The 24,621-nt window shown below is 71.8% G+C and carries 22 protein-coding genes and 1 pseudogene; 17 read left to right on the top strand and 6 right to left on the bottom strand.

What is annotated here, in order from left to right; genetic code table 11:
- Window positions 1–83 precede the first annotated feature (83 nt).
- From ACZ52C_RS06770 to ACZ52C_RS06750, 5 genes and pseudogenes are all read left to right on the top strand, one after another.
- Entirely contained in the window at window positions 84–1,343 is a 1,260-nt protein-coding gene (locus tag ACZ52C_RS06770) for a sugar kinase (RefSeq protein WP_469073730.1), read from the top strand.
- A complete protein-coding gene (locus ACZ52C_RS06765; RefSeq protein WP_469073729.1) occupies window positions 1,340–2,101 on the top strand; it encodes an IclR family transcriptional regulator in 762 nt (253 codons plus the stop codon). Before ACZ52C_RS06770 ends, ACZ52C_RS06765 begins: the two co-directional genes overlap by 4 nt.
- 16 nt (window positions 2,102–2,117) lie before the next feature.
- Complete coding sequence (locus ACZ52C_RS06760; protein ID WP_469073728.1) at window positions 2,118–2,528, top strand: RidA family protein; 411 nt, start codon at window positions 2,118–2,120, stop codon at window positions 2,526–2,528.
- Between the two features lie 114 nt (window positions 2,529–2,642).
- Window positions 2,643–3,277: pseudogene (locus tag ACZ52C_RS06755) on the top strand (GntP family permease); the annotation flags it as partial.
- A gap of 77 nt (window positions 3,278–3,354) precedes the next feature.
- The gene (locus ACZ52C_RS06750) at window positions 3,355–3,981 is read left to right on the top strand and encodes a hypothetical protein (protein WP_469073727.1); all 627 of its coding nucleotides are present in this window, start codon (window positions 3,355–3,357) and stop codon (window positions 3,979–3,981) included.
- A gap of 92 nt (window positions 3,982–4,073) precedes the next feature.
- Here ACZ52C_RS06750 and ACZ52C_RS06745 read toward each other — a convergent pair whose 3' ends face one another.
- Window positions 4,074–5,459, bottom strand: coding sequence for a M14 family metallopeptidase (locus ACZ52C_RS06745; RefSeq protein WP_469073726.1), 1,386 nt, complete (start codon window positions 5,457–5,459; stop codon window positions 4,074–4,076).
- A gap of 455 nt (window positions 5,460–5,914) precedes the next feature.
- Between ACZ52C_RS06745 and ACZ52C_RS06740 the strand changes: the two genes are divergently transcribed.
- Window positions 5,915–6,322 carry an ATP-binding protein gene (locus ACZ52C_RS06740; RefSeq protein WP_469073725.1) on the top strand — a complete coding sequence of 136 codons (408 nt, stop codon included), beginning with the start codon at window positions 5,915–5,917 and terminating at the stop codon, window positions 6,320–6,322.
- 248 nt (window positions 6,323–6,570) lie between these two features.
- Window positions 6,571–7,893 carry an Nramp family divalent metal transporter gene (locus ACZ52C_RS06735; protein WP_469073724.1) on the top strand — a complete coding sequence of 441 codons (1,323 nt, stop codon included), beginning with the start codon at window positions 6,571–6,573 and terminating at the stop codon, window positions 7,891–7,893.
- Between the two features lie 10 nt (window positions 7,894–7,903).
- On the opposite strand, the gene ACZ52C_RS06730 is transcribed toward ACZ52C_RS06735, so the two are convergent.
- Together ACZ52C_RS06730 and ACZ52C_RS06725 are read right to left on the bottom strand one after the other, a co-directional pair.
- Window positions 7,904–9,220, bottom strand: coding sequence for a hypothetical protein (locus tag ACZ52C_RS06730; RefSeq protein ID WP_469073723.1), 1,317 nt, complete (start codon window positions 9,218–9,220; stop codon window positions 7,904–7,906).
- An 80-nt stretch (window positions 9,221–9,300) separates the two neighbouring features.
- Window positions 9,301–9,810, bottom strand: a complete 510-nt coding sequence (locus ACZ52C_RS06725; RefSeq protein WP_469073722.1) for a SigE family RNA polymerase sigma factor — start codon at window positions 9,808–9,810, stop codon at window positions 9,301–9,303.
- Window positions 9,811–9,945: 135 nt separating this feature from the next.
- Between ACZ52C_RS06725 and ACZ52C_RS06720 the strand changes: the two genes are divergently transcribed.
- On the top strand, window positions 9,946–10,482 hold the full coding sequence (locus ACZ52C_RS06720) for a hypothetical protein (RefSeq protein ID WP_469073721.1): 537 nt from the start codon (window positions 9,946–9,948) through the stop codon (window positions 10,480–10,482).
- 427 nt (window positions 10,483–10,909) lie between these two features.
- On the opposite strand, the gene ACZ52C_RS06715 is transcribed toward ACZ52C_RS06720, so the two are convergent.
- The 3 genes from ACZ52C_RS06715 to ACZ52C_RS06705 form a co-directional block, all read right to left on the bottom strand.
- Window positions 10,910–11,950 carry a CU044_5270 family protein gene (locus ACZ52C_RS06715; RefSeq protein WP_469073720.1) on the bottom strand — a complete coding sequence of 347 codons (1,041 nt, stop codon included), beginning with the start codon at window positions 11,948–11,950 and terminating at the stop codon, window positions 10,910–10,912.
- On the bottom strand, window positions 11,947–12,693 hold the full coding sequence (locus ACZ52C_RS06710) for an RNA polymerase sigma factor (protein ID WP_469073719.1): 747 nt from the start codon (window positions 12,691–12,693) through the stop codon (window positions 11,947–11,949). Before ACZ52C_RS06710 ends, ACZ52C_RS06715 begins: the two co-directional genes overlap by 4 nt.
- 95 nt (window positions 12,694–12,788) lie before the next feature.
- Entirely contained in the window at window positions 12,789–14,510 is a 1,722-nt protein-coding gene (locus tag ACZ52C_RS06705) for a chitinase (RefSeq protein ID WP_469073718.1), read from the bottom strand.
- A gap of 290 nt (window positions 14,511–14,800) precedes the next feature.
- On the opposite strand from ACZ52C_RS06705, the gene ACZ52C_RS06700 reads away from it, so the two are divergent.
- The 9 genes from ACZ52C_RS06700 (at window position 14,801) to ACZ52C_RS06660 (ending at window position 24,530) form a co-directional block, all read left to right on the top strand.
- Window positions 14,801–15,703, top strand: coding sequence for a hypothetical protein (locus tag ACZ52C_RS06700; RefSeq protein WP_469074159.1), 903 nt, complete (start codon window positions 14,801–14,803; stop codon window positions 15,701–15,703).
- A 43-nt stretch (window positions 15,704–15,746) separates the two neighbouring features.
- The gene (gene cpaB, locus ACZ52C_RS06695; protein ID WP_060883469.1) at window positions 15,747–16,463 is read left to right on the top strand and encodes a Flp pilus assembly protein CpaB; all 717 of its coding nucleotides are present in this window, start codon (window positions 15,747–15,749) and stop codon (window positions 16,461–16,463) included.
- A 130-nt stretch (window positions 16,464–16,593) separates the two neighbouring features.
- Window positions 16,594–18,213: an AAA family ATPase gene (locus ACZ52C_RS06690; RefSeq protein ID WP_469073717.1), complete on the top strand. Its 1,620-nt coding sequence runs from the start codon at window positions 16,594–16,596 to the stop codon at window positions 18,211–18,213.
- 452 nt (window positions 18,214–18,665) lie between these two features.
- Entirely contained in the window at window positions 18,666–18,986 is a 321-nt protein-coding gene (locus tag ACZ52C_RS06685; RefSeq protein WP_469074158.1) for a TadE/TadG family type IV pilus assembly protein, read from the top strand.
- Window positions 18,987–19,082: 96 nt separating this feature from the next.
- Window positions 19,083–20,423, top strand: a complete 1,341-nt coding sequence (locus ACZ52C_RS06680; RefSeq protein WP_469073716.1) for a CpaF family protein — start codon at window positions 19,083–19,085, stop codon at window positions 20,421–20,423.
- A gap of 29 nt (window positions 20,424–20,452) precedes the next feature.
- On the top strand, window positions 20,453–21,409 hold the full coding sequence (locus tag ACZ52C_RS06675; protein WP_469073715.1) for a type II secretion system F family protein: 957 nt from the start codon (window positions 20,453–20,455) through the stop codon (window positions 21,407–21,409).
- Between the two features lie 19 nt (window positions 21,410–21,428).
- Entirely contained in the window at window positions 21,429–22,340 is a 912-nt protein-coding gene (locus tag ACZ52C_RS06670) for a DUF5936 domain-containing protein (RefSeq protein ID WP_469074157.1), read from the top strand.
- On the top strand, window positions 22,340–23,767 hold the full coding sequence (locus ACZ52C_RS06665; RefSeq protein ID WP_469073714.1) for a sensor histidine kinase: 1,428 nt from the start codon (window positions 22,340–22,342) through the stop codon (window positions 23,765–23,767). The genes ACZ52C_RS06670 and ACZ52C_RS06665 overlap by 1 nt, the downstream gene beginning before the upstream one ends.
- Window positions 23,760–24,530, top strand: a complete 771-nt coding sequence (locus ACZ52C_RS06660) for a response regulator (protein WP_469073713.1) — start codon at window positions 23,760–23,762, stop codon at window positions 24,528–24,530. The genes ACZ52C_RS06665 and ACZ52C_RS06660 overlap by 8 nt, the downstream gene beginning before the upstream one ends.
- The last annotated feature ends 91 nt before the right edge of the window (window positions 24,531–24,621 follow it).

The raw sequence follows: 24,621 nt of genomic DNA, 5'->3' as shown, positions 1-24,621 counted from the left end.
TCACTGCTGTCTAACATCCCAGCCGACGCCGGGTCAACGGTGCCGCCCCGCCCCAACCCACGCGACGAGGAGCCCCCGCCATCGTGACCGCCGACGGACTCCGTACTCCCGACGCCGCTCCCGCCGCCGTCGACGTAGTCGCGCTCGGCGAGTCCATGGTCACCTTCCTGCCCACCCGCCCCGGACGCCTCGCCGACGTCCCCTCCTTCGACCGGGCCATCGGCGGCGCGGAGTCCAACGTGGCCTGCGTACTGGCCGCCGCCGGCCACACGGCGCGCTGGGTCAGCCGGGTCGGCGCCGACGGCTTCGGCGACCACCTGCTGGAGGAGATCGGCTCCTACGGCGTCGACGTGACCTCCGTGCGCCGCGACCCCGCCCGCCCGACGGGCGTCTACTTCCGCACCGCGGGCGACCGCGCCACGGACGCCCACGAAGTCGCCTACTACCGTGCCGGTTCGGCCGCCTCGGCGATGTCGACGCGGACCGTGGACCTCGCCGCGGTACACGCCGGACGCGTCCTGCACCTCTCCGGCATCACGGCGGCCCTCTCCGACGACTGCCTGCGCCTGCTCCGCGACCTGACGACCCCACGCCCCGACCACCGCCCCCTGGTCTCCTTCGACGTCAACCACCGCCCGGGCCTCTGGCGCGACACCGACGGCCCCGGCGTCCTCCTCGAACTGGCCCGCCGCGCCGACCTCGTCTTCGTCGGCGAGGACGAGGCACAGCAGGCCTGGGGCGTCACCGGCGGCCCCACAGCCATCCGCGCACTCCTGCCGGAGCCGACCACCCTCGTGGTGAAACAAGGAGCGCGCGGAGCCACCCTGTTCGCGCACACGCCCCCACGCCCGGACCGGCCGCGCACGGACGGAAGGGGGCGTGCCGGGGGGTGTCCGCCCGCAGCGGCCGTCGTCCACCACCGGGCACTTCCCCACCCGACGGCGCCCGCCGGACCGAGGACGGAGACCCCCCGGCACGTCCCCGACCCCACCCCCACCGCGGGCGACCCCGAGACGACGCGCACCCGGCCGGTCACGGACACGACGACGTTCGTCCCCGCCCCCACCGTCCAGGTCGCGGCAGCGACCGGCGCCGGCGACGCCTTCGCCGCCGGCTTCCTCTCCGCCACCCTCCGCGCCCTCCCCGCCAAGGCCCGCCTCCGCCACGGCCACCTCATGGCGGCGGCCACCCTCACCGTCCCCGGCGACCTCGCCGTCCCACCCCGGCGGGACCACGCCGACCGCCTCGCCGCCCTGGACGACGACGCGTGGGGGACACTTCGACTCGCCCCCGGCTGGACTGACGCACCGGACCGGGCCGAGGAGGAGGTACCCACCCCATGAGCCAGACCGTCGACCGCGCGCTCAGCATCCTGCCGCTGCTCGCCGAGGGCCCCGCCGACCTCGGCCAGGTCGCCGACCGCCTCGGCGTCCACAAGTCCACGGCCCTGCGCCTCCTGCGCACCCTTCACGAACACGGCCTGGTCTACCGCCAGTCCGACCAGCGCTACCGCCTCGGCGCCCGCCTCTTCGCCCTCGCCCAGGAGGCCGTGGAGAACCTCGACATCCGCGAGATCGCCCACCCCCACCTGGTGCGCCTCAACGAACAGTGCGGCCACACCGTCCACCTCGCCGTCCACGAGGAGAACGAGGTCCACTACATCGACAAGGTGGAGAGCCGTTACCCGGTCCGCATGTACTCCCGCATCGGCAAGCCGGTCGCCATCACGGTCGCCGCAGTCGCCAAACTCCTGCTCGCCGACCTCCCGGAGACCGAGCGCCGCGCCCTCGCGGAGAAGCTCGACTACCCCCTCTACACGTCCCGTTCGACCCCCAACGCCGCCGCCTTCCTCAAGGAACTGGCGCGGGTCCGCGAACAGGGCTGGGCCACCGACCTCGGCGGCCACGAGGAGTCCATCAACTGCGTCGCCGCGCCGATCCGGGGCACCGACGGCCGGGTCGTCGCCGCGATGTCGGTCTCGGCCCCCAACGTCGTCGTCACCGCCGACGAACTCCTCACCCTGCTCCCGCTGGTCCGCCGTACCGCGGACGCGATCAGCGGCGAGTACTCCGGCAGAACCCCCACGTCAGACCCCGTATGACGGACAAGGAACCGCTATGACCGACAAGATCGCCCTCACCCCGAAGACCCACACCGCACCCCCCGCGAAGTTCTCGCACGGCGTCCGGAAGGGCAACATCCTCCAGGTCGCGGGCCAGGTCGGCTTCCTCCCCGCCGTCGAGGGCGAGCCCCCCACCCCCGCAGGCCCGACCCTGCGCGCACAGACCCTCCAGACCCTCGCCAACGTCCGGGCGATCCTGGAAGAGGGCGGCGCGACCTGGGACGACGTGATGATGATCCGCGTCTACCTCACCGACGTGGACCACTTCGCCGAGATGAACGCGATCTACAACGAGTACTTCGAGAAGCACCTCACAGCAGCCCCCGCGGCCCGCACGACGGTCTACGTCGGCCTCCCGGCGGGCCTGCTGATCGAGATCGACGCACTGGCGGTCCTGGACGCCTGAGTCCCCCGCGCCCGAAGGGCCGCAGGCCCTGTAGGGGCGCGGGGAACTGCGCGAGCAACCACGAACCCCCGCACCCGGCCGCGCTCAGCACGCCCCCCACAACCCCCGCACACCGGCGGCCTGCTCCTCCTCATCCTCGCCGCGACCTTCTCCTCGATCGCCCTGGACCCCTCCACCCTCCGCTCGGTGGTCGAGTTCTTCGGCAACCCCTTCGTCGCGCTGACGATCGCCCTCCTCCTCGCGTACTACCTGCTCGGCATTCGCCGCGGCTGGTCCCGCACGTCGCTGGAGACGGTGTCGACGTCCTCGCTCGAGCCGGTCGGCAACTCCTGCTGGTGGTCGGCGCGGGCGGCGTCTTCGGCGCCGTACTGAAGGCGAGCGGGGTGGCGCAGGCACTGTCGGACACGTTCAACGACGTGGGCCTGCCCGTGATCGTCCTGTCCTACCTGCTCTCGGTCGTGCTGCGGGTCGCCCAGGGATCGGCGACGGTGGCGATCGTGACCACGGCCGGCATCGTCGCGCCGCTCCTCGCCGGGGGCGACCACTCGCAGGCCTTCGTGGCCCTCGTCATCATGGCCGTCTCGACGGGTTCGATCTTCGCCTCGCACGTCAACGACGGCGGCTTCTGGATCGTGGCCAAGTACTTCGGCGTCAGCGAACGCGACACCCTCAGGACCTGGACGGTCCTGGAGACGGTGCTGTCGGTGGCGGGCTTCGCGGTAGCGGCGGTATTGAGCGTGTTCGCCTGAACGCCGTGAAACCCAGATACGGACATATGCCCGGTCCGACTGTCCCCGACACAGGATCGTCGACCATACTGCCCGCTGTGGAGCAGCGTATCGGTTCGAACAACCAGCCCCTGGCCGCCGCAGCCGCGGTCGACCCGTCGCACATCCCCGGACTCACGGCCCCGGTGACCGTGAAGAAGGAGAAGCAGGAGGAGCCGGAGGACATCAGGCCGACGGAGTCCGCCGAACCGGCGGAGACCGAGGAGCCCTCGGCCGGAGGCCAAGCCGAAGCCGATACCGAAGCGGCCGAAACCGATGCGGAGAACGCCGCCGCATACGACGCAGACGCAGACGCCGACGACACCGATGACGTGGGCGACGCGGCCGCGGCCCCGTCGGACGGCCCCGTCTTCGAGGCCTCCGACCGCCGCGCGAAGATCATCGCGGACAGCAGCGGCGTACGGCTGCGCCTGGACGACCAGGAGTGCGAGTTCACCTGGGACGAGATCGGCGCGATCGAGACGGAGTCCCCCCTCTTCGGCAAGCGTTTCACCATCACGGTCCACACCCCCGACCGCCGCTGGTACTTCCTGGAGATCGAGGCCAAGGCCAAGTCGGAGCACGCGGCCTGGGAGAAGCAGATCGACGAGGTCCTGGACGCGTACTTCGACGACGGTTCCGAGGACGCTGCCGCGGAGGAAGAGCCCGAGGACACCGCCCCGTAAGGGGCGCGGGGAACTGCGCGACCAGCCACTACGGTCCCGCAGTTCCCCACTCACGGAAGTTCCCGAGCTCTCAGCGGCTCAAGCGGCGCGGCCTAGCCGCAATACTGCGCTTCCTTGCCGATCGACCGGTACATGCAGTCCGAGTTCTCCAGCAACTGCAGCACCGCGTCCCGGTTCCGCGCGGTCTCCCGGGCGATGACCTCGTCGGGCGGGTAGAAGCCGCCGCCCCCGGCCGACCCCGGATACATCTCGAACGTGTACCCGAAGATCTTCTGGTTGCCCCACAGCCAGTCGTCGATCGACCCGTCCGTGATGTAGAGGTCGCTGGACTGCTCGGGTGTGTACCCGTTGCTCGCGGCCATCTTCCCGCCGACCGTCGCGAACGCGTTGCGGTCGTCCGCCGTCATCCCGGTCGTGGTGTCGGCGGTCGTGTACCCGAAGGGCCACAGCACCAGCTCGCTGTAGGTGTGGAAGTCGATCGCCGTCTTGATCTGCTGGACGCCGCCGACGACCCGGCTGCGCACGAAGTTCGCGACGACCTTCACCTCGGGCGCCGACTCGGCGGCCGTACCCCGGTAGGTCTCCGAGGACGTGGACCCGGAGGAGCCGCCGCAGCAGCCCCAGCGGTAGTTCCAGTTGCGGTTGAGGTCGGTGCCGACGGCCGTCGAACCGGAGTTGGGCTGCCGGTTCTTGCGCCACGAACGGTAGGAGCCCGTCGCGACGTCGTACTCGCCGCCGTCCGGGTTGATGTCCGGGACGATCCAGATCTCGCGGTTGTTCACCATGTTGGTGACGCGGGAGTCGGTCCCGTAGTCGGAGGTCAGCTCGTTGAGTAGATAGAGCGCCATCTCGACCGTGAGGTGCTCACGGGCGTGCTGGTGGTGGGTGAACAGCACCTCGGGCTCGGCCTCGTCCGTGCCGACGTTGTCGCTGATCTTGATGGCGACGATGTTCCGGCCCTGGTACGTGGTGCCGATGACCCGCTGGCTGGCGATCGAACTGTTGGCGGCGACAACGGAGTTGATCTCGTTCGTCATCTCCGCGTAGTTGTGGTAGAGGGAGTCGGCGGACGGGAAGTCGAAGAGCCGTACGTCGTCCTCGCCGTTCGACCGGTCCGGGGCGGCGCCGAGCGGGGTGATCTCGTACCCCTGCTGCTTCAGCTTCTTGATCTGGTCCGCGCGGCCGGAGACGAACACCGAGTGGTCGTCGGCGTCGTCCACGGTGACGCCGGACCGCTGGAGCGCCGTGCGGGACTTGCTGTCCGAGTGCATGTGGACCTCGTACTGACGGATGTCGTCGGCCGAGGCCCTGGGCCGCTCGGCGCTGGTCGCCGTCGCGTCCGTGGTGGTCGCGGCGACCGGGGCGGCGAGGGCCAGCGCCAGCAGGGTGGCGAGGGCGGCGGTGCGGCGGCCGGATCTGCCGCCGGTGCTGCCGGTGCCGTCGGGCGTGGCCGCCCTGCCGCGTATGCGGAGTCGCATCAAGTCTCCTAGTTTCTCCAGGAATTCCGGGGTCTCCGGAAGTGGGGAGTGGAGCTGGGGGGTGGATCCTTGCGACGTGCCTCGGGCCTGGCCGGTGACCGCGGGGTGCCCGGCCGGCCCTGGTGCGGGTGTGGCGCTCATGGTGCGGCTCTGGCATGACCAGGTCAAGAGTGGGTGGGGGCGGGGAGGCGGCGCGGACGGCCGGAACAGGGGTGAACAGGCCGGGGGTTCACGGCGCGCGTAAGCCCTACACAACCGCGTACTCGCCCATCAGCCGCGTAGGCCCCCAATTGCGGACGTACCCGGGCGGGAAACAGGTATATGCACGGCCGGAAACGGGTAGTCCTCCCCGTGTGCCGCGTACGCGTGGCGGCAACCCTGGAAGCATGCTGCAACTCTCCGGGGGTCTCCTTCCGGATTCCGGCCCCCATTTCGCTTCGTACCCCCAACCACCCATGGGCGCGGGTCACTTGAGCGTCGAGTACGACCCCCGTCCCACCGCCGCCGCACAGGCCCGCGCGCAGGTGCGCAGGCAGCTGGAGGGATGGGGTCTGCTCGACCAGACCGACACGGCCGAGCTGTTGGTGAGCGAGCTGGTCACCAACGCGCTGGTGCACGCGGAGAGCCGACTGAAGCTGACCCTGTCGGCCGCCCACGGTGTGCTGCGATGCGAGGTGTCGGACACGGACGGCCGCCCGCCCCGGGTGCGCCGGGTGACGGAGATATCGGAGAGCGGCAGGGGGATGTTCCTGGTGGACGCGCTGGCGGGGCGCTGGGGCTGTCAGCAGGACGGGTCGGGCAAGACCGTGTGGTTCGAGCTGGGTACGTGCGGGGCGGACGGCTGCGGACGGCGACAGCCGTAGCGCTCCGCTGGGGGCGGCGGGGTTCGGCGGCACCGGCTGCCGGGGCCCCGCCGTCTGCCGTACCGCCGTGCCGCCGTCTGCCGTGCCGCCGGTGCGTCGTTCGTCTGCGGCTGCGTCGTGGCTGGTCGCGCAGTTCCCCGCGCCCCTGACGGGGCCCGGGCTTGCCCTCTTGTCCGAAGGCGCCCCTGGCGGGGCGCCCCGGGCTTGCCCTCTTGTCATGCTGGCGCCCTTGGGGTTTCTTGACCCTCATGGCGGACACCACGGGAAACCCCACCGACTCACCCGCGACATCCGGCTCCAACCCCCCACCCCGCAAGTCCAGTTGGAGGTACATCGGCCCCGGCATCGTCGTCGCCGCGACCGGTGTCGGCGCCGGTGACCTGGTCGCGACCCTGATCGCGGGCAGCAACTTCGGCTACACCCTGCTGTGGGCGGCCGTCATCGGCTGCCTCGTCAAGATCTCCCTCGCCGAGGCGGCCGGACGCTGGCACCTGTCCACCGGCCGCACCCTCTTCGACGGCTGGGCGAGCCTCGGCCGCTGGACGACGTGGTTCTTCGTGGTCTACGTCGTGATCTGGGGCTTCGTCTACGGCGCCGCCGCGATGTCCTCCAGCGCCCTGCCCCTCCAGGCGCTGTTCCCCGACGTGATGGACCTCAAGTGGTGGGCCGTGCTGTGCGGCCTGAGCGGTCTGGTCTTCGTCTGGTTCAACAAGTACGAGGTCTTCGAGAAGGTCATGACGGTCCTGGTGGGCGTCATGTTCGTCGTCACCGTCTACCTGGCGATCCGCGTCACCCCCAACCTCGCGGACGCCTTCGCCGGACTCCTGCCCGTCCTGCCCGACGAGAAGGACTCGATCCTCAACACCCTCGGCCTGATCGGCGGCGTCGGCGGCACGATCACGCTGGCCGCCTACGGCTACTGGGTCAACGCCAAGGGCTGGACGAACACCGGCTGGATGAAGGTCATGCGCCTCGACAACCGGGTCGCCTACATCACGACCGGCATCTTCGTGATCGCGATGCTCTTCGTGGGCGCCGAACTGCTGCACTCCGCCAACATCGCCATCGCCAGTGGCGACAAGGGCCTCATCCAGCTCGGCGACATCCTGGCCGACGAGTACGGCACGGCCACCGCCAAGTTCTTCCTGATCGGCTTCTTCGCCACCTCGTACACCTCCCTCATCGGCGTCTGGCACGGCGTGAGCCTGATGTTCGCGGACTTCGTGGAGCGTTTCCGCCGGAAGGGCACGGTGTCCGGCGAGGAGGTCGCCTCCGGCCGGCACGAGAAGTCCTGGCCGTTCCGCGCCTACCTGCTCTGGCTGACCTTCCCGCCCGTCGTCCTGCTCTTCCAGGGCCAGCCGTTCCGCCTGATCATCCTCTACGGCGTCCTCGGCGCGGCCTTCCTGCCGTTCCTCGCCGCCACCCTCCTCTGGCTCCTGAACTCCTCCCGCACACCCTGGGAATGGCGCAACGGCATCGTCAGCAACGGCATGCTGGCCGTCGCGGGCCTGCTGTTCCTGGTCCTGGCCGTCAAGCAGATCTGGGACCAGCCGTGGGCGGACTTCTTCTGACGCCGGGCCGTCAGTCGAGCGACTTCCACCGCTCGCTGGTGGCGATCTCCCTCAGCTGAGCCATGGTGAGCGCGGGGGCCTCGCGGGTCGCGGCGGTGTGCTGGGCGCCGGAGTTGAAGGCGCTGATCACGACCCGCAGCCCGTCGGTGCGGAGCGTGTCCACGGTCCACATCACCACCCCCGCGCCGCCCTTCTCGCCGGGCTCCTGCCGGGTGGCGACCTTCGTGCCGTCGGGCAGGGTCTCGGCGTCGGCGCCGAACAGCGTGTCCGCGAGGTCCGCCATGCCCGGCTGCACGTTGATCTGCACCAGGCTCCGCCCCTTGCCGTCGTCGAGGACGACGTACGCGAAGTCCGACACCTGGCTGTCCTCGCCGACGACGTCGGCGTCCTCGGGCAGGAGGCTGATGAGGGTCTTGCGAATGGCCTCGCCCTCGACGACCGGGGCGTCGACGGACCCGCCCCCGGGGGGAACCGTCGACGACTCCTGCTTCTCCCCCTGGTCCTCCTGCGTGCCGCCGTTCGCCGGCTTCTCCGTGATGGCGTCGACGACCGACTGCCAGCCCGGGTCCCGGACGATCGAGGTCAACGCGGCGAGGGACAGCGGCGGTTCGGCGCGGGTGACCGGCGCGTCCTTCTGCGCCTCGGCGTTCCATTCCATGACGCTGACCTCGTAGCCCGCCGGATCGACCAGCTGGGCGTACCAGTGCTTGGTGTCCACCCGGCGGTCCGGGTACTCGTAGCCCTGGAAGAGCATCAGCCGTGCGCCGCCCGGCAGGGTGCTCTCCTCGCAGGAGTCGTACGCCACGAACGTCCGGTCGGGGCAGTCGGTCAGCTGCCGGGCCTCCTCGCTGTCGGCCTCGATCCGCCCGAGCCCGAGCTGCACGGCCGCCCCGCCCTTGCCGTCGTCGTACACGACCTGGGCGTACGGCGGCCCGTCCGCGCTCGTGCCACGGGCGGACTCCCCGCTGGTCTTCCCCTCCGGCAGCAACTCCTTGAACATGCGGACGAGTTCCGTGCCGGGCACCGCGCCGTCGTCGTCCCTGACGCCCTGTTCGAGGTCCGGCTCGGGGAACCTCTTCGCCGCCACGGACTGCTTCCCGCTTCCGTCCCCGGCGCCGGGGAGCAGGAGTGCCCCGCCCACCCCGACGAGCGCGATCCCGGCGACCCCGCCCAGCATCGCCGCCCGCCGACGGAACAGCAGCCGTCGGCCGCGTACGGCTCCGCCGCCGACCAGCGTGTGGTGATCGGTCGCGAAGGTGCCGCCGACCCGGCGCAGGGCGGCGCCGAGCCGGCCCTCGAAGGGGTCTTCGTGCTGTTCCTGGGGCATGACGAACCGCCGTTTCTGCGAGTGGGTGGGGTGTGCGGGTGTCGGTGGGTGCGGGGTGCGGGGTGCGGGGTGCGGGGCGCTCAGGGTGTGGCGTACTCGCCGATGGCGTCGCCGAGCAGGACGCGCAGTCGGGCGAGGGCGCGGACGCACCGGGTGCGGACCGCCGCCGAGCTGGCGTTCATCGCCGCGGCGGTCTCCTCGACGGAGCGGTCCTCCCAGTAGCGCAGGACGACCACGGCCCGGTCCTTGGGCGGCAGTTGGGCCAGCGCCTCGACGAGGGTGAGCCGCAGGGACGCGTCGGTGCCGGGCGCGGCGGGCCCGTCCGGGATGACGTCCGTGGCCCGCTCCCGGCTGCTGCGCCGCCGCTGGTGGGCGAGGAACGTCCTGGTCAGCACGGTCTGCGCATAGCCGGCCGGGTTGTCGGCCCGCCGCACCCGCCCCCACTTCACGTACAACCGGCCGAGCGTCTCCTGCACGAGGTCCTCGGCGAGATGGGTGTCCCCACCGGTGAGCAGACACGCGGACCGGTACAGATGACCCGCGCGGGCCGCCGCGAACTCCTGATATCCGTCCGCGCGGACTGATCTCATCTGTGGCTCCCCCTGAACGGACTCGCGTTGTCGCCTCTCACTCCCTTGATGCGGTGGGACCCGGAGAATGTTTCACGCGAGGGCGAGAGATACGGTGCGGTACGAGTCACACCGACGGGGCAGAGGACACACACCATGGACCAGCCTGCACAGGGCCACCAGCCGCCACCGCCGCCGCAGCAGCCGGGGACGCCGCCGGGCGGCCACCAGGGCTTCGGCCCCCCGCCCCCGCCGTACTCGCCCCCGCCCACACCCCCCGGCCCGCCGTACGCGCCCCCGCAGCAGCCGTACGCGCAGCCGCCGCAGCCCTACGCGCAGCGGCAGCCCTACGCGCCGCCGCCCCAGCAACAGCCCTACGGCCAGCCGCAGCAGCCGTACGGCCAGGCACCCCAGGGTCCGGAGTTCCTGGCCGTCGACCGGCACAACTCCGTCGTCATCGACGCGGGCGGGGTCGCCTTCGAGGACCGCGGCGCCTCCGTCGACTTCTCGTGGTCCGAGATCCGCAGCGTCCACTACAAGGCGAGCGGCAACGGCAAGGCCCTCATGGTCGCCGTGATCCACCTCGACGGCGGCTTCTTCGAGTGCGTGGTCGAGGCCAAGCCCCGGGAACGCCTCCACCAGTGGTTCGCCCACCTCGCCCAGGTACTCGGCCACTACCGCCCGATGGGCTAAAGCCCTTCCCGGCGGGCCGTGCCGGCGCCGGCGGTGAGCGCAGGGTGTCGAAGAACTCCCGCACGTCCGCCGCCAGCAGGTCCGGGACCTCCAGGGCCGCGAAGCGGCCGCCGCGGTCGAACTCCGTCCACCGCACGAGGGTGTTGACCTGCTCGGCCCCGTGGCGGATCGCCACGTCCTCGCCGAAGTCGGCCACCGCCGTCGGCACCCCGGATGTCGCCGTCGGGAACCCGTCCGGGACATGGCTGTTGTGCCGGTCCCCGGCCCCCGGCCCCCGGCCCCCGACCCCCGGTCCCCGGTCGGCGGCGGTCTTCCGGCCGCCGCCGGGGCACCGATGCTCACGCCCGCCCGCCCGCCGGACAAGCCTTTCGAACCCGCTCGAAAGGGGTTGACCGGCGGGCCCTCGCGGTCGTGCCGGGCCGTGGGGCTACGCCGCCGGCCGTTCCCGGTACGCGTCCACGACCGCCCGCTCCAGCACGGCGTTCTCCGACAGCACCGTCCCCTTCGCCCCGCTCGCGCCGTCCTCCGTCAGCGAGGTGCGTTCCCCGAGGTAGACCAGGGTCTCCCGGTCGAAGATCCACTCGGTGGCCCACCCCGACCGCCGGTCGACGCGGCGGATGCCGACGCCGTGCCGCCCGGCCGGGTCGGTCGCCTCCTCGATACGGGTCACCCCGGGGATCCGCGCGGCGGCCCCGTACAGCGCGGCGGCGGTCTCGGGCGGCATCACCGACGCGTTGAGCAGTTCACCGATCCTGTCGAAGACCGCCTGTGACGGCTCCTGGTCATCGAACGGCCTGACGAGACGCCTGAGTTCGGCGAGCAGTTCGTCCGGGTCGGTGGGCAGCGCGGCCAGCCACCGGTACGTCGGGCGGTCGATACCGGCCGGGACACCCGGCGACCCCGGCGGCAGCAGTTCCCGCAGCGGGAAGTAGGCGCCGTTCTCGTAGTGCAGGGCCAACCGCTTCACCGGTCCCGGCTCCTGGGACACCCACTCCTCCCGCTCGTGCAGCCGCCCCGGGACGTACACGCCGTTCTCGCCCTTCGCCTCCGCCCCGGCCGTCAGGCTCCGCACATAGACCAACTGGTCGTCGCGGACCGGCTCGACCTCCGTCCGCGCGGCGACGTCGGCGATCCGGTCGAGCAGGACGACGGCGCTCTCGTCGTCGGACGTCCGCACCCCGTGCCCGGAGTCCGAGGCCGTGACCAGGCCGACGGTCAGCGCCCCGGCCAGCGTCAGCGCGGCGGCGGGCAGCCACAGGGCAGGGCGGGGGAGCCGGGGGCGTCGCCACCGGGGTGCGGCGGCGTCGGCGGGCGCGCCGGGAGCGGCGGGCGGCGCGGGAGCGACCGGGGTCGTGGCCGGGTCGTCGTCGATGAGTCGCATCAGTCGGTCCTTGTGGTGGGCGAGGCGATCAGGCGGAACGTCCCGTTCGGGCGGGGGCGGCAGCAGCCGGGCCAGCTCCTCGTTCATCGGGATCCCTCCTGAATCTCCTTGAGCGGACGGGCCGCGAACGCGGCCTCGCCCTCTACCTCTCCGCGACGGCGCCCCGGTTCCCTCCGGTTCGTCATGGTTCGCGTACGTTCCTCGCGCAGCCGCTCGTCCGTCAGCCGGCCGAGCCGCGCCCTGGCCCGGGAGAGCCGGGACCGTACGGTCCCCACCGGGACGCCCAGCGCCTCGGCCGCCTGCGCGTAGTCGAGGCCGGACCACACGCACAGCGCCAGCACCTCACGCTCCGCGCGCCGCAGCCGCCCGTACACCTGGCGTACGGCGTCCAGCCGGCGCGCGTCGTCGAGGCGTCCGGCGGTCTCGTCGGCGAAGTCGGTCACCGGCTGCGGGCCGGGGCGACGGGCCAGGAACGCCAGCCGGCGGCCGAGGCCACGGGTGGCGTTGCGGGCCTTGTTGGTCGCCATGCCCAGCAGCCACGGCTTCAGCGAGCCGCCGTCCGGCTCCAGTCGTTCCCGGGTGCGCCAGGCGTCCAGGAAGGTGTCCGCCATCACCTCCTCGGCGGTCGACCAGTCGCCGGTCAGCCGGTGGGCGTGGTTGTAGACGGCCCGCGCGTACGCGTCGTACAGCTCGGCGAACGCCTCCCGGTCGCCGGCCCGGATCCGCGCGCGGGCCGACGCCTCCGCGTCCGTGCGGGCCGGCGCCTCCGCGTCCGTGCGGGCCGGCGCCTCCGCGTCCGTGCGGGCCGGCGCCCTCTCGGGGTCACTCATCTCGTATGCACCTCTCCCACCTCACACCCCCTGTCTCTCCATGAGGTGGGAGAGGTTCCGGTGACCTGTGCCACACCCGCCGGGCGGGCCGCGGTCTACGGCAGTCCGTGCACGTGCGCCCCCACCGCGTTCGACCACGTGTTGCCCGCCGCGGCGTCCCAGTTGGTCGACCACGTCATCGCGCCCCGGAGGTCGGGGTAGGTCCGCGGCGGCTTGAAGGAGCCGCAGTTCGTGGCGCGGGTCAGACAGTCGAGGGCGTTGTTCACCACGGTCGGCGACACGTACCCGCTGCCCGCGCCCCGCGTCGAGGCGGGCAGTCCCAGCCCCACCTGGGAGGGGGCGAGACCGTTCTCCAGCTGGATGCAGGCGAGGGCGGTGAGGAAGTCCACCGACCCCTGGCTGTAGACCTTGCCGTCGCAACCGAGCATCGAACCGCTGTTGTAGTACTGCATGTTGACGACGGTCAGGATGTCCTTGATGTTCAGCGCGGTCCGGAAGTACGCGTTCGACGTCGACTGCATGTCGATGGTCTGCGGCGCCATCGTGATGACGAGCGACGGGCCCGCCTTCGCCGAGAGCGACCGCAGCGCCTGCGTCATATAGGTCGCGTCGAGCCCGTTCTCCAGGTCGATGTCGACGCCGTCGAAGCCGTACGTCCGCATCAGGGCGTACACCGAGTCCGCGAAGTTCGTCGCGGAGGCTGCGCTGTTCACCGCGACCGTGCCGCGCTCACCGCCGACCGACACGACGACCTTCTTGCCGGCCGCCTGCTTGGCCCGGACGTCGGCCTTGAACTGGTCGACGGTGTAGCCGCCGAGGCCCGCCGAGTCGAGGGTGAAGGTGACCGCCCCCGGTGTGGCGGTGGCGTCCGCGAAGGCCACGGCGATGATGTCGTAACTCGACTGCACGTCCGAGAGCTTCTGGACGGTCGCCCCGTTGTCGAAGTTCTGCCAGTAGCCGGTCACGGCGTGCTTCGGGACGCCCGTGCCGCCGCCCGGGGTCGCCGTCGTCGTCCCGGTCACCGTCGCCGAACGGGCCGACTCACCGGCCGCGTTGGTCGCCGAGACCTGGAACGTGTACGAGGTGGAGGCCGCGAGCCCGGTCACCGTCGCCGAGGTGCCGGTCACCGACTGGACCTTGGTGCCACCCCGGTGGACGTCGTATCCGGTGGCGCCGGACACCGGGTTCCAGGCCAGGGAGACGGAGGAGGACGTCGAGCCCGACACCGTCACCCCGGTGGGGGCGGACGGGACGGTGGGCGGCTGGTCGCCGCCACCGCCGCCGTCGGGGCCGAAGACGGACACGTCGTCGACGAGGTACGCGGCCTGCCCGTACCACCCGTGCGTGTAGACCGTGACCGACGTGGTCGAGGCGCCCGTGGTGAAGGTGGTCGACAGCTGCTTCCAGGCCGAGGAGTCCGGGGTCCACGTCGAGACGTCGGTCGTCCCGGTCCCGGTGGCGCCCAGGTAGGCGTACCCGCCCCGCACCCAGGCGCTGAGCGTGTACGTCGAGCCGGGCCGCACCGCCACCGTCTGGGCGCAGCGGGCGTTGTCCTGCCCCGCCGGGGTGGCCCGCAGCGCGGCCGCGCCGCCGTGCACCGGGGAGGAGACGGTGCCGCCGCTGCCCGCCGAGCAGTTCCAGTCGCTGAGCCCCGACTCGAATCCGGCGTTCCTGGCGTTGTCGACGTCCGCGGCGGCCGCCTGTCCGGCGCCGGCGAGCGAGAGACCGAGGGCGAGGGAGACGGCGACGGCCGCCGACCGCAGCCGGGTCCGTCCCCGTATGCGCGTGCCCTCACACTCCTGCGCGTTCGTCCGCATATGTATGCGTCTTCTGTGTCTGAACATACTCGTAAGTTGGTCCAGACCAATCGACTTGTCAATACTCCCGCACGAGACCCGTTCACCCGTCCGGGGGCCCCAACCGCCGTGTCCGACGGTCGAGTTGAGGCATATGCGTCTCACTCTGTGTGGATACGGCCCCACCCCGAGTGAGTTGATCAAGGAGATTCGGTGTTGATCGGGCCATGCCGTGGATATGGTGCTGATGCAAGACGATGCAGGAGGGGCGTCCAGCCGTACGTCGCTCCGCACAGGGGCCGTCCGAGGCGGTGGTCGACCACTCCGCCGAAGTGAACGGGGTGGTGTGCACCGTGCCGACCGCGATAGCCGTCACCAGTTCCGACCTGGTGCTCCCAGCGCACGACCGGCAGACCCCGCCCGCGGTCGTCCAGCCGCAGGAGACCCTCGAAGCCTCCCTGTACGGCATGCACGCGCTCATCGAGCAGCACGGCTACGTCATCGCCCTGCACTCGTCCTCCGACGCGTCGGCCGTCACCCGGCGGCTGCACACCGTCCGTTCCGTGCTGGAGAGCGACCGCATCGCCCTGCTCGGTGTGGACCTGCCCCCGCTCGGCGTCGCCCTGCTCGCCCAGCAGTTGCGGCAGCTTTCCGTGTGCGACTTCAGCCCGGGAGTGCTCGCCTCCTCCGTGCGCCTCCTCGCGCACTACATCTACGCCGGCGCGCTCCTCGGCTCCGTCGCCAAGCTCGACCGGGTGCCGGTCACGCTGAAGTCGCACGCCAAGTCCTGGCTGCCCGGAGCCCGGTTCGCCGTCCTGGCCAACCCGCGGCCCCAGCTGGTCCGCCTCCACACCGCCGACGAGGAGCCCCTCGCGGGCCCCGAGTTCGGCACCCGGCTGCTCGTCGCCCAGGGACCGCAGCCGCCCTCCGACTGGGTCACCGCCTCCCTCGCCCCGGCCTGGCAGGTGCAGGGGTCCCTGCCGGTGCCGCTGCCCGAAGGATCCGTGCGCTGGTGGGGCACCGGCAAGCTCGTCGAGTTCGCCGCCGGCCTCTCCGACGTCTCCGTGCTCTACCAACTCGTCTCGTCCGTACGCCGCGAGACCTGCCACTGGTGCGGCCTCGAACTCATCGGCGACCGCTGCGGATTCTGCGCGGCCCCGCTGCGCGAGCCCGAACCGCCACCCGTGCGCGCGCTGCCCCGAGCGGTCACATGACAGCCGTACGACAACTCCGCACGTCCCCACGAGGTGAGATGTAGTGAACTCGCGCCAGCGCCGCGGCGTCATCCTGCTGGTCCTCTCGGCCCTGTGCGCCCTGGCCGCGTTCACCGGGGTGCTCTCGGTGATCCGTGACGTGAACGCCAAGGTCGGACCGGAGGTGACCGCGTACCGGCTCAAGGGCGACATCGCACCCTACAAGGAGCTGACGGCGGGCCAGTTCGAGAAGATCTCGATGCCGGAGCGGTGGCTGTCCGGCACGGCCGTCACCGATCTGGCGGAGATCCGCGGGAAGATCGCCGTCACCCAGCTGCGCAAGGGCTCCCTGCTCCAGTCCGACATGATCGTCGACCGCCCCGAACTCGAAGCGGGCCAGCAGGAGATCGCCATCCTGATCGACGCCTCCACCGGTGTGGCGGGCAAGATCAACCCGGGATCGCGGGTCAACATCTACGCCACCTTCGAGGAGAAGGACAGCGACTCCAAGAAGGACACCTCCAAGCTGATGGTCACCGACGCGCGCGTCATCGACGTCGGCAGGCTGACTCCCCTCGAGTCCGGCCAGTCCAGCAGCGACCGCCGGCGCACGGCGACCGAGGCCGTCCCGATCACCTTCGCGCTCGACACCGCCGACGCCCAGCGCGTCGCCTTCGCCGAGTCGTTCGCCGAGCACGTCCGTCTCGCCCTCGTCGGGGGCGGCGAGGCCACCGTCGTCGTACCGGACGACCGTTCGTACACCCTCGACGAGGACAAGTAGGAGGCCCCGCGATGAGGTCGGTCCGGAACGTCCACATGAGGGTCCCTCGAACGGGGGTGCGCCGAACACCACTGCGGATCGGCGCGTACGAGATCCCCTCGCCCTCCGCACCACGAACGGGGATCCGCCGATGACCATCCGCATCCTCCCCGCCGCCGGCGACGTCGACTCGGCCCGCGCGCTCACCACGCTGCTCGGCCAGCTCGCCGACGCGGAACCGGCCTCGCCCGTCTCCGACTCCACCGCGCTGCTGGACACCCTGGCGCGGCTGGCCGCCGACTCGCTGGACGAGCTGCCCGAGGTGGTCCTGGTCCACGAACGGATCGGCCCGGTACCGGCGCTGGACCTGGTCCGCGACCTCGTCCTGCGCTTCCCGGCCGTCGGCGTCGTGCTCGTCACCTCCGACACCAGCACCGGCGTCCTCACCGCCGCCATGGACTCCGGCGCCCGGGGCATCGTCCAGCTGCCCCTCTCCTACGAGGCCCTCGCCGAGCGCGTCCAGGCCGCCGCCGCCTGGTCGGCCGGCATGCGACGCCACCTCGGCAGCGCGACCCCCGAGCTGTACGCGGGCCCCGGCGGCACCGTCGTCACCGTCAGCGGGGCCAAGGGCGGCGTCGGCGCCACCGTCACCGCGGTCCAGCTCGCCCTCGCCGCCCGCGCGTCCGGCCGTACGGTCGCCCTCCTCGACCTCGACCTCCAGTCGGGGGACGTGGCCTCCTACCTGGACGTGCAGTTCCGCCGCTCGGTCGCCGACCTGGCCGGCATCCAGGACCTCAACCCCCGGGTCCTCCAGGAGGCCGTCTACGCCCACGACACCGGTGTCTCCCTCCTCCTCGCCCCCGCCGAGGGCGAACGCGGCGAGGAGGTGACGGACCGGGTGGCCCGCCAGGTGGTGGCCACCCTCCGCTCACGGCACGACGTGGTGGTCGTCGACTGCGGCTCCCAGATGAACGCGGCCACCGCGGCGGCCGTCGAGATGGCCGACCAGGCCCTCCTGCTGGTCACCCCCGACGTCGTCGCCGTCCGCGCCGCCAAACGCATGGTCCGCCTCTGGGACCGCCTCCAGATCCGCAAGGCCGAGGAGACGCTGACGGTCGTCAACCGCCTCTCGCGCGCCACGGAGATCCAGCCGGCCCTGGTCGAGAAGGTCACCGGCACGAAGGTGGCCCGCGCCGCCGTCCCCGCCGCCTTCAAGGAACTCCAGTCCGTCGTCGACGCGGGCCGCCTCCAGGACCTCGACGCCCGCTCGGTCGTCAAACAGGCCCTCTGGGCCCTCGCCGCCGAACTGGAACTGGTCGCCGCACCGGACCACAACCACCACGGCGGCCGACGCCGCAAGTCCTCCGCCGACCGGGGCGCCCTCGTCCTGCGCCGCAAGGGCGGCGACCGGGGCTCGGCGACCCTCGAGTTCGCCGGCATGCTCCCGCTGATCCTGATCACCATGACGATCCTCTGGCAGGCGGCCCTCTACGGCTACACCTACTCCCTCGCCGGCAACGCCGCCGACGAGGCAGCCCGCGCCGCCACCGCCGCGTACGCGGTCGACGGCGACATCGCGGGCGCCTGCGAGACCGCGGGCAGCGCACACCTCCCCGGTGCCTGGAGCGACACGTCCATCGACTGCGCCCCCGCCGGCCCCGTCATGCGCGCCGAGGTCCAGGCCAACGTCCCCCTCTTCTTCCCCGGCTTCGACACGGGCTGGACGGTCGACGGCGAGGCGGGCGCGGCGCTGGAGGGAGACACCCCATGACCCGCACCGACGCGCCGCGGGACAAGGCGTCCCCCGTACGGCCCCGACAGCCCACCACCCACCCACCCACCACACCGGCGGCTGAACACGTACGCCAGACCACAACGACAACGGCCGTACGCCCGACCACCGCGACTGGTGCTCTGCGCGCGCCCACCGCGACTGTTGCCCTGCGCCCGGCCACCGAAACTGGTGCCCTGCGCCCGGCCGCAGGGGCTGGGCGGCAGCCCGGACGGAGGGTCGGCCGCGCACGGCGAGAAGGGGGCGTGCCGGGGGGTGTCCGCCCGCAGCGGTTGGCGCGTCGACAGACCGCACTTCCCAGCCGACCGATTCCGCGCCGTTCCGAGGACGGACACCCCCCGGCGCGCCCCCGACCCACCCCCCAAGCCCAGGCGAACCCCCCACGCACGGGCGGCCGCCCCACCCTCCGCTGGAACGACCGCGGCTCCTCCATCCTGGAGTTCGCCGGCTTCCTCCCGATCCTGCTCCTCGTGGGCATGGCGGCGATCCAGCTCGGCCTGATCGGCTACGGCATCAGCCAGGCCGGCTCGGCCGCCCGCGCCGCCGCCCGAGCCGAGTCGCTGCAACCCGGAACCGGTGCGGCCGCCGGCGCCGCCGCGGCGAGCGCGTGGCTGAACCCCTCGGTCGACCCCGGAGGCGGCACGGACACCACCACCGCCACGGTCGTCGTCACCGTCCCCTCCGTGATCCCCCTCTTCGACCCGGTCTCCGTCGAACGCTCGGCCACCATGCCCAACGACCTCGACCCCTGACCCGCCGCACCCCAACCCCCACCAACCCCACCCACCGACCCAAGCCCCCCACCCACCGACCCAAGCCGCACACCACCGAGAGGAGTTGACGACAAGATGAGCCTGCGATCCCGTATCGCCGCCCCCGACGAGGGGGGAGCCGGGCGCGAGGACGGACACCTCGTGGCCGTCTACCGCGCCAAGCTCCTCGAAGAGATCGACCTCGCCGAGATGTCGGCCCTGACCGCCGCCGACCGCAGGGCCCGCCTGGAACGCGTACTCGGCCACATCATCAGCCGGGAGGGCCCGGTCCTCTCCTCGGGCGAACGCTCCCAGCTCATCCGCAGGGTCGTCGACGAGGCCCTGGGCCTCGGCGTCCTCGAACCCCTCCTCGCCGACGCCTCGATCACGGAGATCATGGTCAACGGCCCCGACTCGATCTTCGTCGAACGGGCCGGCCGCGTGGAGCAACTGCCCCTGCGCTTCGCCTCCACCGACCAGCTCATGCAGACGATCGAACGCATCGTCTCGACCGTCAACCGCCGCGTCGACGAGTCGAACCCCATGGTCGACGCCCGCCTCCCCACCGGCGAGCGCGTCAACGTGATCATCCCCCCGCTCGCCCTCACCGGCCCCACCCTCACCATCCGCCGCTTCCCGAGGGCGTACACCCTCCCCGAACTCATCGACCTGGGCTCCCTCGACGAGCAGATGCTGATGCTCCTCGCCGCCTTCGTCCGAGCCCGCTTCAACGTCATCGTCAGCGGCGGTACCGGCACCGGAAAGACGACGCTCCTCAACGCCCTCTCCGGCCTGATCCCACCCCGTGAACGCATCATCACCATCGAGGACTCGGCGGAACTCCAGCTCCAGCAGGAACACGTCATCCGCCTGGAGTCACGGCCCCCCAACATCGAGGGCAAGGGCCAGATCACCATCCGCGACCTGGTCCGCAACTCCCTGCGCATGCGCCCCGACCGCATCATCGTCGGCGAGGTCCGCGGCGGCGAGACCCTCGACATGCTCCAGGCCATGTCGACCGGCCACGACGGTTCCCTCGCCACCGTCCACGCCAACTCCGCCGAGGACGCCCTCATGAGGCTCCAGACCCTCGGCTCGATGTCCGAGGTCCTCATCCCCTTCGAGGCCCTCAAGGACCAGATCAACTCGGCGGTGGACGTGGTCGTCCAGCTCACCCGCTTCGCCGACGGCTCCCGCAAGGTCACCGAGATCGCCCTGCTCGTCTCGCACGGCCGCGAACAGTTCCGCATCGCCACCGTCTCCCGCTTCGCCCCCGACCCGCTCGGCGCCGACCGTGTCGTCCACGGCCGCTTCGAGCACCTGCCGATACCCCGCCCGATCGCGGAGAAGCTGTACGTGGCCAACGAGCCGCTGCCGCCCGCGTACGGCGTGGCCGAGGCCATCGACCCGCTCAACACCCGCCAGGCCATCGGATAGCCGAGAGCCCCGAGGAGGTAGGACCGACCATGGCGACCACCGACACCACCACGCTGCTGGCCCTCGGCGCCACCGTCCTGGGCGGCACCCTCGCCGTCGCGGGCGCGCACGCCTACGCCTCCGGCCGCGCCCAGCGCCAGGCCCTCGTCGACCGTCTCGCCGGCCAGCGGGGCGGCCCCCCGCGCACGGCGGCGGGCCGGGTACGGCGCTTCACGGCCGTCGACCGCCGTCTGCGCCGCACCCGGCTGGGCCGCGCCATCCACCTCCGGCTGACCACGACCGGACTGGACCTGACGGCGGGGGAGTTCGCCACCTACGTGGCGATGGTCGTCGTGGCGCTGTGGCTGATCGCCGCCGCCACCCTGGCCCCCTTCTTCGGCCCGATCGCGGGAGCCGTGGGTGTCTGGGCGGCCGCCATCTTCCTCAACTGGCAGCGTCAGAAACGCATCGAGGCCTTCATCAACCAACTCCCCGACGTGGCACGCCTCCTGGCCAACGCCACCGCCGCCGGCCTGGCCCTGCGTACGGCCCTCGCGATGGCGGCGGAGGAGCTGGAGGCCCCCGCCGGTGAGGAACTGGCCCGCGTCGCCGACCAGTTGGCGCTCGGCCGCTCGGTGGACGACGCCCTCGGCGAACTCGCCGAACGCCTCCCCTCCCGCGAACTGATCGTCCTCGTCACCACCCTCGTCCTGTCCAACAAGGCGGGCGGCACGGTGGTCAGTTCCCTCAGGAACCTCACGCAGACGCTGGAGGACCGGAAGGAGACCCGCCGCGAGGTCCGCACTATGCTCTCCGAGGTCAACGCGACGGCCTTCACCGTCCCCCTCCTCGGCCTCGGCTCGCTCCTCCTGATCAACTCCTCGAACGACGGGGCCCTGGCCCGGGTGACCGGCTCGCCCCTGGGGCAACTGCTGGTCCTGATCTCGATCGGCCTCTACACGATCGGCTTCTTCGTCATCCGCCGCCTCGGCAAGATCGAAGTATGAGAAGGCCCCGGTGACCGACATGACGACCTCGACGCCCTCCGTCCTCCCGCTGGTCCTGGCCCTGCTGATGGCGATCTCCGTGGCGGGCGTCCTCCTGGGCATCCGCATGATCCGCGCCGACGCGAAACTCCCCGGAGACCTGGCTCTCGCCCTGGAGGTGGGCGCCACCCGCGTCTCGAAGACGGGCTCGGCCGTCGACCGCCTGGGCATGCGGTTCGCCCCGCTCGTCCTGCGCCTCATGGGCCCACGCCGGGTCGAGGCCAAACGCCACCGCATCGACATGGCGGGCAACCCCGGCGGCCTCACCCTCAACCGCTACGCCGCCCGCCGGGCCGTCTACGGCTTCTTCGGCGCCTTCATGGGCCTCGTCTTCCTCACCAACGGGCGCCCCCTGTTCGCCGCGTTCACCTTCGCCTTCGGTCTCCTCGCCGCCGACGCGGCGATCTGGCAGGCCATCCGCGAGCGCAAGGACGTCATCGACCGCACCCTGCCCGACTTCCTCGACGTCCTCGCGGTCGTGGTCTCGGCAGGGCTGGGCTTCCGCCAAGCCCTGGACCGGGTGGCGGAGAAGTACGAGGGCCCCTGGGCCGACGAACTGCGCATCACCCTGCGCCAGATGGACATGGGCGTCAGCCGCCGCCAGGCCTTCGACGAACTCCGCCGGCGCAACTCCTCGGAACAGGTGGCCCAGTTCGTCTCGGTGCTCCAACAGGGCGAGGAACTCGGCTCTCCCATCGCCGAGACCCTGATCCAACTGGCCGCCGACATGCGCCGCACGGACGCGCAGAACGCCCGCCGCCGAGCGGCCCGCACCATCCCCAAGGCCACCCTCGTCACCCTCGTCTTCATGCTCCCGGCCACGATGATCCTGATCGCCACGGGCATGTTCCTGGGCTCGGGCACCAACTTCGGCGACATCCTGGGCCGCTGATGAACCCCCCGAGCCCCCAGAGCCCACCCTCCTGCGGGCCATCGTGCCGCTGGGACGGCCCGGGCGGGCGCAGACGGCGGCACGTCACCGCCGAGCAGCGGAACCCGCCCCCGCCCGCCCCCGGCGCGCACCCCACCACCGGCTATCTAGCCGACGACGCCACACCCCCCGCCACCCTCCGCCTCCAGCTCAACGCCCTCCAGGCCCTCGCCCGCCAGACCTTCGCCGTCCGCCTCACCATGCTCACCATCGGCACCCCGTTCGCCATGGCCAACACCACGGACGGCGCCCCGGCCCACGCCGTACTCATCGCCGCCGTCCTCGGCATCACCGTCTCGTACGCCATGCTCAGGGACTGGTACCGCTTCGCCCCGCGCCTCCTCGCCCACCCCACCCTCATGGCTCTGGACCTCCTCTTCGGCGCGGTCCTCCTCCTCACCGCCTCCCCGGCCTCCCCCCTCGCCTACGCCACGGTCTGCACCCCCCTCCTCTCCGGCCTCCTCTACGGCTGGCGCGGCGCCGGCGTCCTCACCGGCCTCCAGCTCGCCGTCCTCCTCACCGTCCACCGCGCCTGGGAACACCACCCCGGCGCAGGCGCCAGCACCCTCCTCGTCGCCGGCTTCTGCGTCGCCGCCGGCATCATCGGCGTCACCCTGCGCAACCTGATGTTCCGCTTCGGCACGGCCACCCAGGCGCTCGCCGAAGCCACCTCCCGCCTGGCCGTCGCGGAGGCAGTGGAGTCCGAGCGCGCCCGCCTGGCCCGCGACCTCCACGACTCGGTGGCCAAGACCCTCCACGGCCTCGCCCTCGCCGCCGACGCGCTGGCGACCTCGGCGGACCGCCCCACCCCGGACCCGGCCCACCTCAGACAACAGGCCGGCCTCGTCGCGTCGGCGGCCCGCCGGGCCGCGGCCGAGTCCCGCGACCTCCTCACGGACCTACGCCGCCACACGGAGCTGACGACGCCCGCCCCGCCCACCGACCTGACGGCCGAACTGACCGCGAGGGCGGCGGACTTCGCCTCCCGCACCTCGATCCCCACCCACGTGACCCACCCCGGCGAGGCGCCCCCACCCCTCCCACCCGAAACGACCCACCACCTCCTCGCGATCACCGCGGAGGCCCTGGAGAACATCCACCGCCACGCCCACGCGACCACGGCGGAGATCTCCCTGACGACCACGCCGGACACGCTCCACCTCACGATCAAGGACGACGGCGTGGGTCTGCCGCCCGCCCTCACCCTCGACGAAGCGCAAAGTTCCGGCCACTTCGGTCTGCTGGGCATGGCGGAACGAGCGGCCCGCACGAACGCGACGCTCCACCTGCGCGCGACCACCCCGGGCACGGAGGTAACCCTGACCGTCCCGCTGCCCGCCTGCGACCCCCCGCCCATCACCCCTCGACAGGAGGCCGCTCATGCCTGACCAGCCGCAGGCACGCCCCGGCCCGCCCCTCCGCGTACTCGTCGCGGACGACAACCCGGTGGTCCGCGCCGGCCTCACGGCCCTGCTGGGCGCGCACCCCGACATCACGGTGGTGGCCCAGGCCACGAACGGTGAGGAGGCGGTGCACGAAGCGCGCCGCCGCCGCCCGGACGTCGCCCTCCTCGACGTCCGCATGCCGGGCACGGACGGCCTGACCGCGCTCCCCGAACTGGCCTTGCTCTGCCCCGTGATGATGCTGACCTACAGCACGGAGCCCGAGGTGGTGACCGAGGCCCTGCGCCGTGGCGCCTCCGGCTATCTGGTCCACGGCGAGTTCACGGCTCCCGAACTCATCACGGCGGTACGGGCTGTGCGGGAGGGGCGCCCGGCCATCTCCGCGACTGTCTCAACTTCACTCGGCGTTTCCTACGAACCTTCACACGAAAGTCACGACCACTCTTCGCACCTGCAACCATTTATGGCACAGTCGTCGACGTCCGGCCCCACTCGCGCGTCAACACCGCACCGCCACGCCTTCGACCGTGTCAACCGCCCGTCGTTCGGCCTGAGTTCAAGGGAGGTGGAGGTGATGGACCTCATCGCGTCCGGCATGAACAACCGTCAGATCGCCGCCACCTGCTTCATCAGCGAGAAGACGGTCAAGAACCACATCAACAGCATCTTCGCGAAACTGCACAGCTCGACACGCAGCGAAGCGATAGCCCACTGGCTGGGCACCACACCGGACGGGTGGTCCCGATGACCCCACCCCCCGACAAAACTTGGGCCCCCGGACCCACCCCCCGTACGTGCCGTCTCACGTACGGTGATCCGGTTGGTGTCGGCATCGCGCG

It is taken from the genome of Streptomyces sp. NPDC034049 (assembly GCF_055575575.1).
This window is presented reverse-complemented; position numbering and strand designations above follow the sequence as displayed.

Bases quoted from the DNA above. Each gene is read 5' to 3' on its own strand.
- ACZ52C_RS06765 (WP_469073729.1), top strand. From the start codon at position 1,340: ATGAGCCAGACCGTCGACCGCGCGCTCAGCATCCTGCCGCTGCTCGCC.
- ACZ52C_RS06760 (WP_469073728.1), top strand. From the start codon at position 2,118: ATGACCGACAAGATCGCCCTCACCCCGAAGACCCACACCGCACCCCCC.
- ACZ52C_RS06745 (WP_469073726.1), bottom strand. From the start codon at position 5,459: ATGCGACTCCGCATACGCGGCAGGGCGGCCACGCCCGACGGCACCGGC.
- ACZ52C_RS06740 (WP_469073725.1), top strand. From the start codon at position 5,915: ATGGGCGCGGGTCACTTGAGCGTCGAGTACGACCCCCGTCCCACCGCC.
- ACZ52C_RS06735 (WP_469073724.1), top strand. From the start codon at position 6,571: ATGGCGGACACCACGGGAAACCCCACCGACTCACCCGCGACATCCGGC.
- ACZ52C_RS06730 (WP_469073723.1), bottom strand. From the start codon at position 9,220: ATGCCCCAGGAACAGCACGAAGACCCCTTCGAGGGCCGGCTCGGCGCC.
- ACZ52C_RS06725 (WP_469073722.1), bottom strand. From the start codon at position 9,810: ATGAGATCAGTCCGCGCGGACGGATATCAGGAGTTCGCGGCGGCCCGC.
- ACZ52C_RS06720 (WP_469073721.1), top strand. From the start codon at position 9,946: ATGGACCAGCCTGCACAGGGCCACCAGCCGCCACCGCCGCCGCAGCAG.
- ACZ52C_RS06715 (WP_469073720.1), bottom strand. From the start codon at position 11,950: ATGAACGAGGAGCTGGCCCGGCTGCTGCCGCCCCCGCCCGAACGGGAC.
- ACZ52C_RS06710 (WP_469073719.1), bottom strand. From the start codon at position 12,693: ATGAGTGACCCCGAGAGGGCGCCGGCCCGCACGGACGCGGAGGCGCCG.
- ACZ52C_RS06705 (WP_469073718.1), bottom strand. From the start codon at position 14,510: ATGCGGACGAACGCGCAGGAGTGTGAGGGCACGCGCATACGGGGACGG.
- ACZ52C_RS06690 (WP_469073717.1), top strand. From the start codon at position 16,594: ATGACCATCCGCATCCTCCCCGCCGCCGGCGACGTCGACTCGGCCCGC.
- ACZ52C_RS06680 (WP_469073716.1), top strand. From the start codon at position 19,083: ATGAGCCTGCGATCCCGTATCGCCGCCCCCGACGAGGGGGGAGCCGGG.
- ACZ52C_RS06675 (WP_469073715.1), top strand. From the start codon at position 20,453: ATGGCGACCACCGACACCACCACGCTGCTGGCCCTCGGCGCCACCGTC.
- ACZ52C_RS06670 (WP_469074157.1), top strand. From the start codon at position 21,429: ATGACGACCTCGACGCCCTCCGTCCTCCCGCTGGTCCTGGCCCTGCTG.
- ACZ52C_RS06665 (WP_469073714.1), top strand. From the start codon at position 22,340: ATGAACCCCCCGAGCCCCCAGAGCCCACCCTCCTGCGGGCCATCGTGC.
- ACZ52C_RS06660 (WP_469073713.1), top strand. From the start codon at position 23,760: ATGCCTGACCAGCCGCAGGCACGCCCCGGCCCGCCCCTCCGCGTACTC.